The organism is Microbacterium sp. CR_7 (assembly GCF_041954755.1).
In the GTDB taxonomy this organism is placed as follows: Bacteria; Actinomycetota; Actinomycetes; order Actinomycetales; family Microbacteriaceae; genus Microbacterium.
On record NZ_JAVAYF010000003.1, the window covers coordinates 247416 to 262744 of the forward strand.

A 15329-nucleotide genomic window follows, 5' to 3' on the forward strand; every position below is an offset into this window, starting at 1 on the left:
CCTCTACTCAAGGACGCGTAATGGGTATCACTGACACCGCCGACGGCGTCGGCACCGCGGTTCTCACCGACGACGAGCGCCGCCGACGCATGCGCAAGGTCATCACGGCAGCCGGCGTCGGCCACTTCGTCGAATGGTTCGACTTCGGCCTCTACGGCACCCTCGCCACCGTCATCGCACTGCACTTCTTCCAGACCGGCGACCCGCAGGCAGCGCTGCTGTCGTCGTTCGGGGTCTTCGCGGCCGGGTTCATCATGCGCCCGATCGGCGGTCTCTTCTTCGGCTCCATGGGCGACCGCATCGGCCGCCGCACCACGCTCGGCCTCGTGATCATGGTCACCTCGGGCGCGACGTTCGTCATGGGCATCCTGCCGACGTACGACGCGATCGGCCTCGTCGCGCCCCTTCTGCTCGTGATCGTGCGGCTCGTGCAGGGCTTCGCGGCGGGAGGCGAGAGCAGCGGCGCGACCACCCTGCTCGCCGAGTACGCGCCGAGCAACCGCCGTGGGTTCGTGTCGAGCTTCGTCGACGTCTTCGGCTTCGCGGCGTTCGTCGCGGGCTCCGGTCTCGTGCTCCTCTTCACCGCCACTCTCGGATCCGACGCCCTGAACGACTGGGGCTGGCGGGCCATGTTCGCCCTCGCGCTGCCGCTCGGCGCGGCCGGGCTCTACCTGCGCCTCAAGCTCGAGGACACCCCGGAGTTCCAGAAGATCAAGGAGAAGGGCGAGGTCACCGCCAAGCCGCTGCGCACCTCGATCTCGCGCTGGTGGAAGGCCCTGCTCTTCTGCATCGGCTTCGTCGTGCTCAAGGCCGTCGGACACTGGATCCTGCAGACCTTCATGCCCTCGTACCTGCAGACCGACCTGAAGTTCGATCAGCAGACGGCCTACGCCGTGACGACCATCGGACTCGCGGCGATCATGATCCTCGTGCCGCTGTTCGGCCTGCTCAGCGACCGCATCGGCCGCAAGCCCGTCATGATCATCGGCGCGTCCGGCTTCATCGTGCTCACCTACCCCACGCTCATGCTCATGGGATCGGGGGCGTTCCTCGCCGCCGTGGTCGCGATGATCATCCTCGGCGTCTTCATGGCCGCCTACGACGGGGCGATGAGCGCCGCGATGGCCGAGCTGTTCCCCACGAACATCCGCTACGGCTCGATGGCGATCGCGTACAACATCTCCGTCGCCGCCTTCGGCGGCATCACGCCCTGGTTCTCGCAGAGCCTCATCTCGTGGACGGGCAACACCTACGCCCCCGCCTTCTACGTGATGGGCGCAGCCGTCATCACCCTCGTCGTCGTGATCGGGGCGCGCGAGACCGCGAAGAGCCCGCTGATCGAGAAGGGCTGAGCGCATGCGCATCGTCGTCACCGGAGCCTCCGGACGCGTCGGATCGACCGTGGCCGCGCAGCTCGTCGCGCGCGGCCACGAGGTGATCGGCCTCGACCGGGTCACTCCGGTCGAGCCGATCCCCGGCGTGGAGCACATCGTGACCGATCTCACGGAGCTCGCACCCCGCGACCCGCGACTCGCGGATGCCGAGGCCGTGGCGCACCTCGGAGCGTTCATGTCGTGGAACGACGCCGACGCCGAGGCCGTCTACGAGGCCAACGTCACCGGGACGTTCGCGTTGGTGCGTGCGCTGACCGGGTCGGCGGTGCGGCGGTTCGTGCTCGCGAGCACCGGCGAGGTGTACCCCGAGAACGCGCCGCAGTACCAGCCCGTCGACGAGCAGCATCCACGCCTCCCCCGCACCTGGTACGGACTCAGCAAGGTGCTGGCGGAGGAGACGGTCGCGTTCGCCGGTCGCACCCTGGACTGGGACACCGTGGTGCTGCGGTTCTCGCACACGCAGCATCCCGCCGAACTGCTCGACCCGACGTCGTTCTTCTCCGGTCCGCGCTTCTTCGCGAAGGCGCGGTTCGCGAAAGAGGATGCCGCGGGCAACGCGTTCGTCGCCGACCAGCTCCGCGGCTTCGCCGACGACGAGGCCGACACGGTGATCGTCGCTCAGCGGGCGGACGGCAGCCCGACCACCATGGGGATCATGGCCGCGCCCGACCTCGCGCGCGGCGTCGTACTGGCGCTCGAGGGTGAGACGTCGGGCCACGAGGTCGTGGGGCTGGGCCCCGACTCCTCGACCGACCTCGGCTCGTTCGCCGCGCGCCTGGCGGATGCCGCGGGGCTGCCCACGACGCCGCTGACCCTGCCCGACACGGCGCCGTCGTACACGACCAGCAACGCTCGGGCCAGGGAACTGCTCGGGTTCCGGCCCGAGTACGACGAGGCCGGCATGATCGAGGCCGCCGTCCAGGCGCGACGCGAGCGGGTGGACGCGGCGCGGCGGTAGGCCTTCTGCGAAGGGAGCCGCGTTTCGTCTCGCTTCGCACGCTCAACGACGCGCGGGGCGACGGGTCAGCGCGCGGTCAGCGCGATGCGCGGACGGCATCCCCCATCGCGGCGAGCGCCTCGGCGAGGATCGGCCGCGGCGTCGCGAACACCACGCGCACGAAGCCCTCGTAGCCGTGACCGAGCAGCGCGCCGTCGGTGAGCACGACGCCGGCCCGCTCACGGAAGAACCGGGCGGGCGAGCCCGGGATGCCGAGCGCGCCTGTGTCGATCCAGCCGATGTAAGTGGCCTCTGGTTCGCGGTAGAGCGCGCCGGGCAGGTGCTCGGCGACGAGCTCGCCGAGCGTGCGCCGCGAATCGGAGAGGTAGGCGAGCACCCCGTCGAGCCACGGACGCCCCGACCGGTACGCCGCGGTCGACGCGACGACTCCGAGCGTCGACGCGCCGTGCTGCACGGAGAACCCGAACCGGCGGTACTGCTCCTGGTCGATGTCGTTCGAGAGCACGAGCTGAGCGGCCTTGAGCCCGGGGATGTTCCACGCCTTCGACGCGCTCGTGCCGGTGACGGTGTGCGCGGCCGTCGCCTCCGACAGCGAGGCGTAGGGCGTGAAGGACCGACCGTCGAAGCGCAGCGGCGCGTGGATCTCATCGGCGAACACCCGCCCGCCGTGCCTCTCGACGATCTCGGCGATCGCCTCGAGCTCGTCGCGGTCGACGACGGTGCCGGTCGGATTGTGCGGGTTGCACAGCACGAGCGTGCGCGCGCCGGCGGCGAAGGCCTCGTCGATGCGGTCGACGTCGTGGTGCCAGCGTCCGTCGACCTCGACGCCCGGCACCTCGATCACGGAGTGCCCGATCGACGGCAGGTAGGTGAGGAACGGCATGTACGCGGGGGTCGGCACGATCACCGGCGACCCGGCCGGCGCGTACTCCTCCACGGCGACGCGGAGCGCGGCCATCACGTCCGACACCGGATGCACGCGCTCGGGATCGACGGTCCAGCCGTACTCGGTGCGCATCCAGTCGGCCGTGGCCGTTCCGAGTTCAGCCGCGAGCGGCGGCGACAGGTATCCGAGGGTCTCCTCGTCGACCGCGCGGTGCAGAGCTGCGGCGATCTCGGGCGCGATGCCGAAGTCCATCTCGGCCACCCACGCGCCGATGCTGCCCGGGTGCAGACTCCACTTCCGGCTCTCGGGACGATCGAGATCGAATCGGGTCCTGGTGTCGAAGGGATGCGGGGCGCGGCGCGCGGAGTCGGTCATGTCGTTCAGCTCTCAGCCCACCGTCCGACATCGCCGGGCGACGCTCACGATGCGGATGACGGACACGGGGACTCCTTCGACGGGAGCCTCCAGCCTACGGACGCACTCCGTCGGCACGCACCTCACGTGTCGACACGTGACGGCATCCTCGCCTCAGCTCGCCGAGACGACGCCCATCGCCGCACGCACGAGGGCGGCGTTGTCGAACGCCGTGCGGTCGTCGGGGAGGACGAGTGTGTCCTCCAACCCGATGCGGGTGTCGAGTCCGAGCTCGACTGCGAGCGCGAGCGCCGGCCAGGCCGAGCTCTCCTCGCCGTGCAGCAGGATCGGGACCTCGGCATCCTCCGCGCGCACGTGCGCGATCAGGCCCTCGGCGTGGGTACGCACGACGTCGGCGGCCTCGTCGGGCAGCTCGATCAGCACCCGCATGCATTCCCCGCGAACGGGAGAGTCGCGCCAGGCCTCGAATCCGGTGCCGTCCCAGATCCCGGCCTCGACGCCGACGCCTCGACGCCGCAGAGCCACCGCGACCTCGTCGGCCCCGGCCTCGTGCCAGTTCACCGAGGCATGGTCGGGCAGCTCGGTCCACGCCTCGATCGCCGCGAGGCGGCGCTCGACGTCGGGCTCGGTCCACGCGCCGGTCGTCACACCGATCGGGATACCGGGGCACGCCGCGCGCAGCGCGCGCACCCACTCCGCGACATGGTCGGGTGCCACGGAGTCGCGCCCCGCGGCATCCTTGGCGTGCGCGTGGATCTCCCGCGCACCGGCCGCGACCGCCCGCGCTGCATCCGCGGCCGCGAGCGTCGCATCGGCTGTCAGCCGAGGATGCTGGGTGAGCTCGCGCGCACCGTTGATGCACACCTGCACCAGCATCCGTCCCGACCCGACGGCCCTCGTGTCGCCCGGCCCTGACATCAGTTCATGAGCTCCCGCGGGTGGAACTGGTGCAGCCCTCCGGTGTCGGACGGGCCCTCCTCGGTGCGGATGTTGTGCGCGACCTGGCGTGCCGTCGCCGCTCCTCGGCCGACCCGCACCGCCTCCTCCTGCGTCTCGAAGCTGTTCCCCAGGGTGCGTGACTCCCCCTCGATCCGGTTGAACCAGATGCCGTCGCGCTGGAACGTCTCGATGTCTCCTGCAGCCATGGGGATGTCCTCTCCGTCGCCTCCTTTCTACGCGAGGGCTCGGACACGGCAGGAGGGGCTTGACAGGATCCGCGGTTCTCGACGATGGAGCGGATGCCGCAGCATGCAGACATCCCGCGCCACGTCAAGGGCGATGACGGGTGGATTTTCGGACCGTACCGTCATGTCATGCCCGACCCGAAGACCGCTGCGCGGAGCGCCCGATGAGCCTCGAGGTGATGTCGCCCACCGAGGCGCTGCTCGACGGCCGCTACGTGCTCAAGGAGCGGGTCGGTCGCGGCGGCATGGCGACCGTCTACCGGGCCGAGGACACCCACCTCGAGCGCGTCGTCGCGATCAAGATGATCCACGAGGACGACGACGCCTCCTCCTCTGCCGAGCGGGCTCACAACGAGAAGGCGCTGCTCGCGGCCGTCGACCATCGCGCTCTGGTCACGCTCTACGACGCGCAGCTGATCCCCGGCCGCCCGCGGTATCTCGTAATGGAGTTCGTCGAGGGTCCCACCCTCGCCCGCCGCATGAGCACAGGGCCGATGCGTCCGCGCCAGGTCGCCCGCGTCGCGCGGGACGTCGCCGAGGCACTGTCGATCGTGCACGGAGCAGGAATCGTGCACCGCGACGTCAAGCCGTCGAACGTGCTGCTGGCCCGCGACCCCGGCGGCGGACCGTGGACCGCCAAGCTCGCCGACTTCGGCATCGCGTGCACGGTCGGCAGCCCCCGCCTGACCTCGCCCGGGATCGTGCTCGGCACCCTCACGTACATGGCGCCCGAGCAGCTGCGCGACGCCGAACCCGGCACGGCCGTCGACGTCTTCTCGCTGGGCCTCATGCTGATCGAAGCCCTCACCGGCGAACCCGCGTACCCGGCGATGAGCACCGGACGGGGAGCAGCCGTCGCCCGGCTCATGAACCCGCCGACCATCCCGGACAGCGTGCCCGACGAGTGGCGCGGGCTGCTCGACCAGATGACGCGCCTCGAGCCCTCAGAGCGCCCCACCGCGCGCGAGGTCGCCCGCGCCGCCCGATCTCTCATGCGCGGCGAGGCTCCGACCGCCGTCGTGCCGGCGGCGGCTGGGACTGCCGCGGGCGCGGATGCGGCTGCCGCAGCCGCTCCGGATGCTGTGCGCGTTGTCGCGGGTGCCGCCGGCGTCGCGGGTGCCGCGGGTGCCGCGGGTGTCGCCGCCCTCGCTCCTGCAGAACCGCCGACCGACCGCACCGCGGTGCTCGACTCCGCAACCTCCGCACGCCGCCGCCGCAACCCCCGGGCCGTCGCCGGCATCGCCGCAGCCGCCGCGGTCGTCGTCGCGGGAGCCCTCGTCACCGGCTTCGTGGCCGGGAACCCTCCCGTCGCCGAGGGCGGCCGCCTCGCGGCATCCTTCGCCGAGCGCACCGTCATCGCGCCCGAGGACTCCGGGGAGGCCCCCGTCGAGGTGGTCGTGAGCGAGCCGACCGAGCCGGAACCGGTCGTGAACCAGCCGGCGGTCAACCAGCCGACCCAGAACGAGAACAAGGGCCCCGGCAACAACAACGGCGGCAAGGGCGACAAGAAGGACAAGCCGGGCAACGAGAACAAGGGCCCCGGCAACAAGAGCGACGACGACTGACCCCCGTTCAGTCGGCACCTCCCGCGGGAATTCACGCGGAATTCCCGCACGAGGTGCCAACCGAAGGCGGGGGATCAGGCCGCGCGCACGTCGAGCACCCAGGTCACGCCGAGCCGGTCGGTCAGCATCCCGAAGCCGGCCGACCAGGCTGACGCGGCGAGGGGCTCGATGATGTCCGCGCCGTCGGCGAGCGCGTCCCAATAGCCCCGCAGCTCGTCGAGCGACTCGGCCTGCAGCGACTGGAAGAACGTCCGGTCCGTGAGGGTGACGCCGTTCTCGCGGCGGGTGGTCCCGGCGACGGACTCCGCCTCGTCGGCGCCAGGCACGTCGTAGGCCATGAGGCGGAAGCCGGAGGCGTTCGCGACCTGCCCGAACACGACGCGGTTCGCCCCCGGCGCCTCGGCCGGCATCCCGAAGTCGGCGTAGGTCGCGATGGAGACATCGGCGGCGAAGACCGAGCCGTAGAACTCGAGAGCCTGTCGAGCGGTGCCGCGGAAGTTCAGGTGGGTGGTGGTGGTGATGGTCATGAGGTTCTCCTGTCGGATGAGGGCGGCGTATGCCGCGAGAACCACGATCACAGCAGTAGAGGTCAGGTGCGGACCGCTACTCGCGCGACAATGAACGCATGGCCGGATCCTCGTCGCGCATGCTCGCTCTCCTGTCTCTCCTGCAGGCACGGCGCGACTGGCCGGGTGCCGTGCTGGCCGATCGACTCGACGTGACCCCGCGCACGATCCGTCGTGACGTCGACCGCCTGCGCGAACTCGGGTACCGCATCACGGCCATCAAGGGACCCGACGGCGGCTATCGACTGGATGCCGGATCCGAGCTGCCCCCGCTCCTCTTCGACGACGCACAGGCCGTGGCGATCGCCGTCGCCCTGCAGAGCATCCCCGCGAGCGGCATCGACGTCGACGAAGCGGCGGCTCGCGCCCTGGCGACCGTGCGCCAGGTCATGCCCTCGCGGCTGCGGCACCGCATCGACGGCATCCGCTTCTCCGGCTCCGCGAACGAGGTGCGCGTCGACCCCGCCGTGCTCGAAGCTGTGAGCGCCGCAGTACGCGACCGCCTCGTGCTGCGCTTCGACTACGGACAGTCCGATCGACCGCCGCGGCGCGCCGAGCCGCACGCGGTCGTCGCTCGGCAAGGCCGGTGGTACCTGCTCGCCTGGGACCTCGACGCCGACGACTGGCGCACCTTCCGCCTCGACCGGATGACCCCGCGCATCCCGACCGGCCCGTCGTTCACGCCGCGCCCGCTCCCCGCGCAGGACGCGCAGACCTACCTCGCCGCCCGCGCCAAGGGATCGGATGCCGACGACCGCTGGCCCTGCATCGGCGAGGTCGTGATCGAGCTTCCGGCACGCGAGGTCGCACCCTGGATCGCTGCCGACGGCTCGGTCGAACCCGTCGACGACAGATCGTGCCGGGTCACGGTCGGGTCGTGGTCGTGGGTCGGGGTGCTCGCTGCTGTGACGCGGTTCGACGCCCCCTTCACGGTCACGGGTCCCGCTCCCTTGGCGGAGGCCGCCCGCGCTCTCGCGGCGCGCTTCGCCGCGGCATCCCCCCGGTAGACTGGGATCGCCCCGCCGGCCCCTTCCCTTGGAGTGCGCGTGACCACCGCCCCTGCACCTGCCCACAAGCACGTCCCCGACTCCGTCGAGAACGCGATCGCGACTCCCGAGAAGGAGCAGCCCTACGCGGCGCTGGGCCTCAAGGACGACGAGTACGCCCGCATCAAGGAGATCCTGGGCCGTCGCCCCACCTCCGGTGAGCTGGCGATGTACTCGGTCATGTGGTCGGAGCACTGCTCCTACAAGTCGTCGAAGAACTACCTGCGCCGCTTCGGCCAGAAGGTCTCCGACGAGATGAAGGAACGCCTCATGGTCGGCATGGGCCAGAACGCGGGCGTCATCGACGTCGGCGAGGGCTGGGCCGTCACGTTCAAGGCGGAGAGCCACAACCACCCGAGCTTCATCGAGCCCTTCCAGGGTGCGGCCACCGGCGTCGGCGGCATCGTCCGCGACATCATCTCGATGGGCGCCCGCCCGGTCGCGGTCATGGACGCCCTGCGCTTCGGCGCGATCGACCATCCCGACACCGCCCGCGTCGTGCACGGCGTCACGAGCGGCATCAGCTTCTACGGCAACTGCCTGGGCCTGCCGAACATCGGCGGCGAGACGGTCTTCGACTCCGTCTACCAGGCCAACCCGCTCGTCAACGCGCTGGCCGTGGGCGTCCTCCGCCACGAGGACCTCAAGCTCGCCAATGCCACCGGCGTCGGCAACAAGGTCGTGCTCTTCGGCGCCCGCACGGGCGGCGACGGCATCGGCGGCGCCAGCATCCTGGCATCCGACACCTTCGCCGACGGCGGACCGACCAAGCGCCCGGCGGTGCAGGTCGGCGACCCGTTCGCCGAGAAGGTGCTCATCGAGTGCTGCCTCGAGCTGTACCGCGGCGAGCTCGTCGAGGCCATCCAGGATCTCGGCGCGGCCGGCATCTCGTGCGCGACCTCCGAGCTCGCAGCCAACGGCAACAGCGGCATGAAGGTCTCGCTCGACAACGTGCTGTTGCGCGACCCGTCGCTCACGGCCGAGGAGATCCTCATGTCGGAGTCGCAGGAGCGCATGATGGCGATCGTGGCTCCCGAGAAGCTCGACGCGTTCATGGCCGTCGTCGACAAGTGGGAGGTCGAGACCTCTGTGCTCGGCGAGGTCACCGGCGACGGACGCCTCATCATCGACTGGCAGGGCGAGCGCATCGTCGACGTCGACCCCTCGACCGTCGCGGTCGACGGCCCGGTCTACGACCGCCCGGTCGCCTACCCGACGTGGATCGACGCACTGCAGGCGGATGCCGCAGAGAACCTGCCGCGTTCGAACGACCCCGAGGTGCTGCGCGAGCAGTTCCTCGCGCTCGTCGCCTCGCCGAACCTGGCCGACACCCGCTGGATCACCAACCAGTACGACTACTACGTGCTCGGCAACACGGCCCTCGCGTTCCCCGACGACGCCGGCATGATCCGCGTCGACGAGGAGTCGGGCCTGGGCTTCGCGATCTCGACCGACGCCAACGGTCGCTACTGCCAGCTCGACCCGTACGCGGGTGCGCAGCTCGCTCTCGCCGAGGCCTACCGCAACGTCGCCGTCACCGGCGCCGTCCCCACCGCGATCACCGACTGCCTGAACTTCGGCTCCCCCGAGAACCCCGAGGTCATGTGGCAGTTCGGCCAGACCGTCGACGGCCTCGCGGACGGATGCTACGAGCTCGGCACCCCGGTGACCGGAGGCAACGTCTCGTTCTACAACCAGACCGGCGACGTGCCGATCCACCCCACCCCGCTCGTCGGCGTGCTCGGCATCATCGACGACGTCTCGCGCCGCATCCCGTCGGGATGGCAGGACGAGGGCCAGAACATCTACCTGCTCGGCACGACCTCGACGGAGCTCTCGGGTTCGGCGTGGGCCGAGACCGTTCACCAGCACCTCGGCGGCCTGCCCCCGAAGGTCGACCTCGCGGGCGAGAAGCGCCTCGCCGGTCTGCTCGCGGCGGCACGCGACGAGTGGCTGATCTCGTCGGCGCACGACGTGTCGGAGGGCGGTCTCGCGCAGGCGCTCGCCGAGGGCGTCTCCCGCTTCGGCGTCGGCGCGCGCGTCTGGCTGAACGAGATCATCGAGCGAGACGGCGTGGATGCTGCATCCGCGCTGTTCTCGGAGTCGACCGGTCGCGTCATCGTGACCGTGCCGCGCGAGGACGACGTGAAGTTCCGCGGACTCTGCGAGGGCCGCAACTACCCGGTCGCCCGAATCGGCGTGACGGACGGGCAGGACGCCAAGCTCGAGGTGCAGGACGTGTTCACGATCCCCGTCGCCGAGATCCGCGAGCGCTCTCAGGCCACCCTGCCAGCGGCCTTCGGCCCGACCGTCGCGGAACCGGTCGGCGCATGAGCGAGCTGAGCCGCCCCGACGACGACTACGGCGACCTGGGCGAGCGCCGCAACCGCCGCATCCGCGTGGTCGCGTGGGTCGTGATCGTGGCGCTGCTGCTGGGCGGCGGCGGAGCGACCGTGATCACGCTGCTCCTCGGCTGAGCAGCGCGCTCGGCTCCGATGAGCCGACGACGAGAGTGAGGGGTGCCCGCCCGAGCGGGCACCCCTCTCCGGCTTCCGAGGGGAGGTCTCGTCGCCGGATCAGGCCCAGTCCCGTGCTGAGCCTCTTATCGGCCGCGCCCTGCGGGAGACGGGCCGACGGTCGAGTTCCGCATGGGAACGGCGACTCGACGATCTCGGGACTCACGGGAGTCCCTGGTCTTGGGTCAGCGCGACGAAGCGTTCGCGCGCAGGAGGTCGCGGATCTCGACGAGGAGCTCGGTCTCGGTCGGGGCCACGACCTCGACGACCGCCGGCTTGCGTGCCGCCTGGCGGGCCTTCCACGTGTTCATCGGCAGTACGAAGACGAAGTACACGACCAGCGCCACGGCGAAGAACGCGATGACCGCCGAGAGCAGGTCGCCCAGCGGGAACGTGACCTCGTTGCCGTAGATGTTGGTCAGCTTCGGGCCGAACGTGCCGGTGGCGTCGGCCTCGAACACGAGCCCTACGAGGGGCGTGATGACGCTCGCCACGACCGCGGTGACGATGGCCGTGAACGCGGAGCCGATGACGACGGCGACCGCGAGGTCGATCACGTTGCCCTGCGCGATGAAATCCTTGAATCCCTTGATCATTGTGTCCCCCAGGAGTGTCGGCGGCAGCCGAGAGAGAAAAGCGGATCCGCACAGGACCCGTGGCGATGCTCCACCGATGATGCACGAATAGGGACGCATTTTTCAACTCCTGTTTGCGTTTACCTATTTGACCTGAAAGGGTGAACAAATACGTGCTATTTTGCCAGCGCCGATTCTTTGAGGGACGATTCGGGGGGAATCGTGGATCGGCGCATCCTTCAGCAGCAGCGAAGGAGGAGGGGCGGTATCCCGGGTATCGCCCCTCGCTCGCCGCGTCACGGTTCGGCGCGCGCAATTCGTCGCGTGGTGTATCGCCGTCGCATTCCTCTCGCGAGGAATGGATTGCACTGCGGGGCATTCGTGGGCAGCGGTATGCGGCTCTTCGTCGATACGCGCACATTGATATTCCGGCGCTCCGGAATACATTCAGCGAGAGAAGAGAAAGCGCGTCAGTCGCACCACTGCGGCGGTGTCGTGCTCCTCGCGTCCGAGCGATTCCACGATGATCGCCCCGAGGATCGCTCGACCGATCTGCTCGACCGGAGCGTCGGCGGCGAGCTGCCCGTCGCGGATGCCGCCGCGCAGTCGTTCGGCGAGGTACTTCTCCACCCCGAGGCTCTCGCCGAGATGGGCGCCGACCCCGGCATCCTCCGTCGCTGCGGCGACGAGCGACCGCAGCAGCGCACCGCCCTCGGGGGCGTCGAGGATCGACAGCACGCTGCGCAGCCACGTCTCGACGTCCGCGGCCAGGTCGCCCGTATCGGGCACGACGAAGTCGACGGGTATCAGCCGGCCCTCGGCGAGGCACTCGCCGATCAGCGCACCGCGCGACGGCCACCAGCGGTAGATCGTCTGCTTGCCGACTCCGGCTTCCTTGGCGATCCCCTCGATCGTGAGTCGGTCGTAACCGCGGTTGTGGAAGAGCCGGGCCGTCGCGTCGAGGATCGCCTCTCGGGCAGCCGTGCTGCGCACGGGCCCGCTCCGATGCTCGTTCACCACGTGTTCAGGATAACCACAGAACTCTAGACGAGACGCACCGTATGCTCTTCATGACTGAAGGAGATCGCGTTGGCCTCACTGCTGTACCGCCTGGGTTCGCTCGCCGCTCGTCGCGCCTGGGCGGTGGTCGTCACCTGGGTCGTGCTCCTCGGCATCGGCGTCGGCGCCTTTCTCGGTCTCGGCGGGGCGCTGAGCAACAGCTTCGACATCCCCGGCACCGCATCCGGCGCGGTCACCGACCAGCTGGCGGAGAAGCTCCCCGACACCGCGGGAGGGACCGGCACCGTCGTGTATCGGACGACCGACGGCTCGGCGTTCACCGACGAGCAGAAGCAGGAGATCTCCGACCTCGCCGCGAGCGCGGAAGACCTCGACGGCGTCGCGTCGGTCATCGATCCGTTCGAGACGCAAGCGCAGCAGTCTGATCAGGCCGCGCAGCTCGCCGACGGAGAGAAGCAGATCGCCGACGGTCGAGCCCAGCTGGACGCCGGCCAGACCCAACTCGACGACGGCCGCGCACAGCTGCAGTCCGGACTCGACCAGCTCACCGCCGCCCGCGCGCAGGCCGAGGCCGCCGGGGCGCCGTCGGCTCAACTCGCCGCACTCGACGCGCAGCTCGCCGGACTGAACGCTCAGCTCGCCCAGCTCGACGCGCAGCAGAAGACGCTCGACGAGTCGCGCACCGAGCTGGAGGGCAACGAGAAGCAGGTCGAGCTCGGCTCGACGCTCCTCGACCTCGCGAACGGCATCGGCGTCGTCTCGGACGACGGCTCGACCGCCATCGTCAACGTGTCGTTCGAGGACCCCCGCCTCGAGCTCTCCGAAGAGGTGAAGCAGGCCACGATCGCCCACTTCGCGGACTCTCCCGTCGACGGCGTCGAGGTCGACTTCGGCACCGACATCGCCCAGGGCGTGCCCGAGATCTTCGGTGTCGGCGAGGCGATCGGCCTGGCCATCGCCGCCGTCGTGCTCATCGTGATGCTCGGCTCGCTGCTCGCGGCATCCTTCCCGATCATCACGGCCATCGTGGGCGTGGGCGTCGGCGTCACGGCATCCCTCGCGTTCTCCGGCGTGGTCGACATGGCGTCGGTGACTCCGGTGCTCGGCGTGATGCTGGGGCTCGCCGTCGGCATCGACTACTCGCTCTTCATCGTCAACCGACACCGCAAGCAGCTGCTCGCCGGATCGCCCGTGCAGGAGTCGATCGGCCTCGCGACCGGCACGTCGGGAACCGCGGTCGTGTTCGCCGGCTCCACCGTGATCGTGGCGCTGCTCGCCCTGAATGTGACGGGGGTGCCGTTCCTCGGTCTCATGGGAACGGTCGGCGCGGTGTGCGTCGCGGTCGCCGTGCTCGTCGCGATCACGCTGACCCCGGCGCTGCTCGGTCTCGCCGGCATGCGCCTGCTCGGCCGCAAGGCCCGGGCCTCCGTCGGTCAGCCGCACGCCGCGGGCAAGCCCGTGAAGCGCATGTCGACCCTGCGCGCGATCGTCACGGTGCTCGTCAGCGTCGTCGCGCTGCTGGTCGTCGCCATCCCCTCGATGTCGATGCGCCTCGGACTGCCCGACGGATCGAGCGAGCCCACCGACTCGACCAGCTACCGCGCCTTCCAGGCCGTCGACGAGCAGTTCGGCGAGGGCGCGAACGGACCGCTGCTCGTCACGGCGGCGCTCGACGACGCGGTCGGCGACGACGATCTGCTCGCCACCCAGGTCGAGGTCGCGCAGAGGCTCGCGGATCAGGACGACGTGGTCGCGGTCGCGCCGGTCGCCGCATCCGACGACAACTCGCTGCTCGCGTTCCAGGTGCTGCCCGCCGAGGGTCCCAACAGCGCCTCGACCGAGAAGCTCGTGCAGGACATCCGCTCCCTGCCGTCGAGCGACGGCATCACGCTCGGCGTCGCCGGCCAGGCGGCGATCAACATCGACATCTCCGAATCGCTCGCCGGCGTGCTGCCGATCTACCTCGTCGTCGTGGTCGGGCTCTCGCTGCTGATCATGATCGTGGTGTTCCGGTCGCTGCTCGTGCCGCTCATCGCGACGGGCGGGTTCGTGCTCTCCCTGTTCGCGACCTACGGACTCACCGTGGCGGTGTTCCAGTTCGGCTGGGGCGCGGAGTTCATCGGGCTGCACAGCACGGGGCCGATCCTCAGCTTCCTGCCCGTGATCCTCGTCGGCATCCTGTTCGGACTCGCGATGGACTACCAGCTGTTCCTCGCCTCGGGCATGCGCGAGGCATACGTGCACGGGGCCTCGGCGAGGGATGCCGTGGCACAGGGCTTCCGCGCGGGCCGCTCCGTCGTGATCGCGGCGGCGCTCATCATGGTGTCGGTGTTCGGCGGATTCATCTTCTCGGAGTCGACCATCATCCGCTCGATCGGCTTCGGCCTCGCGTTCGGCGTGCTGCTCGACGCGTTCGTCGTGCGGATGCTGCTCATGCCGGCGCTCATGCACCTGCTCGGGCGCTCGGCGTGGTGGCTGCCGCGCTGGCTCGACCGCATCATCCCGAACGTCGACATGGAGGGCGCGTCCCTGGAGCGCGACCACCCGTCCGTGCACACCGACACGGTGACCGTGGCCGAGCCCGAGGTGGAGGCGGCTCCCGTCCCCCGCACGCGGCGAGCCCGGCGCGAACGGGGCTGACGCGGCATCCGCTGATCCGCAGGCCGTGACGGCCGGATGGCTGAGGGAATCCCGGGTGGCGGGACGGATGCCGGTGATTCGCCGGCCGACCGGGGAAAGGCCAGCCATGCGGGTGGTGGGGACGGATGCCGGGCGGTAGCCTCGGCGTGCGAGGAGGCACCATGACGATCCAGCCCACCGACATCGGATCCGACGAGAACATCGAGGGATACCTGATCGGGTCGCCGGTGAGCCTGATCCGCGAGTTCACGGCGGTGCCGGGGTCGGGGCCGCGGCTGCACCGGCATCCGTACGTCGAGACGTTCCTCGTGCACTCGGGGCGCGCGCTGTTCACGCTCGGCGACGACCAGGTCGTCGTCGAAGGCGGACAGGTCATCGCCGCGCCCGCGCTCCTCGCGCACCGGTTCGAGGTGCTCGACGGCGGCACGTACAACGCGACGCACATCCACGCCAGCGACCGGTTCGTGACGGAGTGGCTGGAGTAGTTCCCGACGGTCGCGGATGCCTGGCGGATCCCCGGATGGCGGAACGGATGCTGCAGCGCGGCCGGCCATGCGGGGGATCGTCAGCCGGAGGGACGGGGCCGTGGGTGTCGGATGCGGTA

The 15329-nt window shown here is 70.2% G+C and carries 14 protein-coding genes; 8 read left to right on the top strand and 6 right to left on the bottom strand.

All coding sequences use genetic code 11. From position 1 onward, the window contains the following. Nucleotides 1-20 precede the first annotated feature (20 nt). Nucleotides 21-1352, top strand: coding sequence for an MFS transporter (locus RAC81_RS07345; RefSeq protein WP_375081746.1), 1332 nt, complete (start codon nt 21-23; stop codon nt 1350-1352). Between the two features lie 4 nt (nt 1353-1356). Continuing rightward, nucleotides 1357-2352, top strand: a complete 996-nt coding sequence (locus tag RAC81_RS07350) for an NAD-dependent epimerase/dehydratase family protein (protein ID WP_375081747.1) — start codon at nt 1357-1359, stop codon at nt 2350-2352. Between the two features lie 76 nt (nt 2353-2428). On the opposite strand, the gene RAC81_RS07355 is transcribed toward RAC81_RS07350, so the two are convergent. The 3 genes from RAC81_RS07355 to RAC81_RS07365 form a co-directional block, all read right to left on the bottom strand. Then, the gene (locus RAC81_RS07355; RefSeq protein WP_375081748.1) at nt 2429-3613 is read right to left on the bottom strand and encodes a MalY/PatB family protein; all 1185 of its coding nucleotides are present in this window, start codon (nt 3611-3613) and stop codon (nt 2429-2431) included. A 153-nt stretch (nt 3614-3766) separates the two neighbouring features. Then, nucleotides 3767-4531, bottom strand: a complete 765-nt coding sequence (locus RAC81_RS07360) for a 3-keto-5-aminohexanoate cleavage protein (RefSeq protein WP_375081749.1) — start codon at nt 4529-4531, stop codon at nt 3767-3769. Continuing rightward, nucleotides 4531-4758, bottom strand: coding sequence for a DUF2188 domain-containing protein (locus RAC81_RS07365; RefSeq protein ID WP_096713984.1), 228 nt, complete (start codon nt 4756-4758; stop codon nt 4531-4533). The genes RAC81_RS07360 and RAC81_RS07365 overlap by 1 nt, the downstream gene beginning before the upstream one ends. A gap of 203 nt (nt 4759-4961) precedes the next feature. Between RAC81_RS07365 and RAC81_RS07370 the strand changes: the two genes are divergently transcribed. Then, nucleotides 4962-6362, top strand: coding sequence for a serine/threonine-protein kinase (locus RAC81_RS07370; protein WP_375081750.1), 1401 nt, complete (start codon nt 4962-4964; stop codon nt 6360-6362). A gap of 74 nt (nt 6363-6436) precedes the next feature. Here RAC81_RS07370 and RAC81_RS07375 read toward each other — a convergent pair whose 3' ends face one another. Then, the gene (locus RAC81_RS07375; protein WP_375081751.1) at nt 6437-6889 is read right to left on the bottom strand and encodes a VOC family protein; all 453 of its coding nucleotides are present in this window, start codon (nt 6887-6889) and stop codon (nt 6437-6439) included. A gap of 98 nt (nt 6890-6987) precedes the next feature. Between RAC81_RS07375 and RAC81_RS07380 the strand changes: the two genes are divergently transcribed. The 3 genes from RAC81_RS07380 to RAC81_RS07390 are packed head-to-tail and all read left to right on the top strand — an operon-like array spanning nt 6988 to nt 10451. Then, the gene (locus tag RAC81_RS07380) at nt 6988-7935 is read left to right on the top strand and encodes a helix-turn-helix transcriptional regulator (protein ID WP_375081752.1); all 948 of its coding nucleotides are present in this window, start codon (nt 6988-6990) and stop codon (nt 7933-7935) included. A 39-nt stretch (nt 7936-7974) separates the two neighbouring features. Beyond that, complete coding sequence (gene purL / locus RAC81_RS07385) at nt 7975-10308, top strand: phosphoribosylformylglycinamidine synthase subunit PurL (protein ID WP_375081753.1); 2334 nt, start codon at nt 7975-7977, stop codon at nt 10306-10308. Next, entirely contained in the window at nt 10305-10451 is a 147-nt protein-coding gene (locus RAC81_RS07390) for a hypothetical protein (RefSeq protein ID WP_179297510.1), read from the top strand. Before purL ends, RAC81_RS07390 begins: the two co-directional genes overlap by 4 nt. Nucleotides 10452-10675: 224 nt before the next feature. Here the strand turns inward: RAC81_RS07390 and mscL are convergent, their stop codons facing one another. Next, the gene (gene mscL / locus RAC81_RS07395; protein ID WP_375081754.1) at nt 10676-11086 is read right to left on the bottom strand and encodes a large conductance mechanosensitive channel protein MscL; all 411 of its coding nucleotides are present in this window, start codon (nt 11084-11086) and stop codon (nt 10676-10678) included. A gap of 426 nt (nt 11087-11512) precedes the next feature. Next, nucleotides 11513-12085, bottom strand: coding sequence for a TetR/AcrR family transcriptional regulator (locus RAC81_RS07400; RefSeq protein ID WP_375081755.1), 573 nt, complete (start codon nt 12083-12085; stop codon nt 11513-11515). Between the two features lie 69 nt (nt 12086-12154). Between RAC81_RS07400 and RAC81_RS07405 the strand changes: the two genes are divergently transcribed. Beyond that, a complete protein-coding gene (locus RAC81_RS07405; protein WP_375081756.1) occupies nt 12155-14725 on the top strand; it encodes an MMPL family transporter in 2571 nt (856 codons plus the stop codon). A gap of 161 nt (nt 14726-14886) precedes the next feature. Beyond that, nucleotides 14887-15210 carry a cupin domain-containing protein gene (locus tag RAC81_RS07410; protein WP_375081757.1) on the top strand — a complete coding sequence of 108 codons (324 nt, stop codon included), beginning with the start codon at nt 14887-14889 and terminating at the stop codon, nt 15208-15210. Nucleotides 15211-15329: the final 119 nt, after the last annotated feature.

Excerpts from the sequence above, each read along its gene's own strand:
- mscL (WP_375081754.1), bottom strand. The coding sequence starts at position 11,086 with ATGATCAAGGGATTCAAGGATTTCATCGCGCAGGGCAACGTGATCGAC.
- RAC81_RS07410 (WP_375081757.1), top strand. The coding sequence starts at position 14,887 with ATGACGATCCAGCCCACCGACATCGGATCCGACGAGAACATCGAGGGA.
- RAC81_RS07365 (WP_096713984.1), bottom strand. The coding sequence starts at position 4,758 with ATGGCTGCAGGAGACATCGAGACGTTCCAGCGCGACGGCATCTGGTTC.
- RAC81_RS07355 (WP_375081748.1), bottom strand. The coding sequence starts at position 3,613 with ATGACCGACTCCGCGCGCCGCGCCCCGCATCCCTTCGACACCAGGACC.
- RAC81_RS07380 (WP_375081752.1), top strand. The coding sequence starts at position 6,988 with ATGGCCGGATCCTCGTCGCGCATGCTCGCTCTCCTGTCTCTCCTGCAG.
- RAC81_RS07375 (WP_375081751.1), bottom strand. The coding sequence starts at position 6,889 with ATGACCATCACCACCACCACCCACCTGAACTTCCGCGGCACCGCTCGA.
- RAC81_RS07360 (WP_375081749.1), bottom strand. The coding sequence starts at position 4,531 with ATGTCAGGGCCGGGCGACACGAGGGCCGTCGGGTCGGGACGGATGCTG.
- RAC81_RS07345 (WP_375081746.1), top strand. The coding sequence starts at position 21 with ATGGGTATCACTGACACCGCCGACGGCGTCGGCACCGCGGTTCTCACC.
- RAC81_RS07350 (WP_375081747.1), top strand. The coding sequence starts at position 1,357 with ATGCGCATCGTCGTCACCGGAGCCTCCGGACGCGTCGGATCGACCGTG.
- RAC81_RS07370 (WP_375081750.1), top strand. The coding sequence starts at position 4,962 with ATGAGCCTCGAGGTGATGTCGCCCACCGAGGCGCTGCTCGACGGCCGC.
- RAC81_RS07390 (WP_179297510.1), top strand. The coding sequence starts at position 10,305 with ATGAGCGAGCTGAGCCGCCCCGACGACGACTACGGCGACCTGGGCGAG.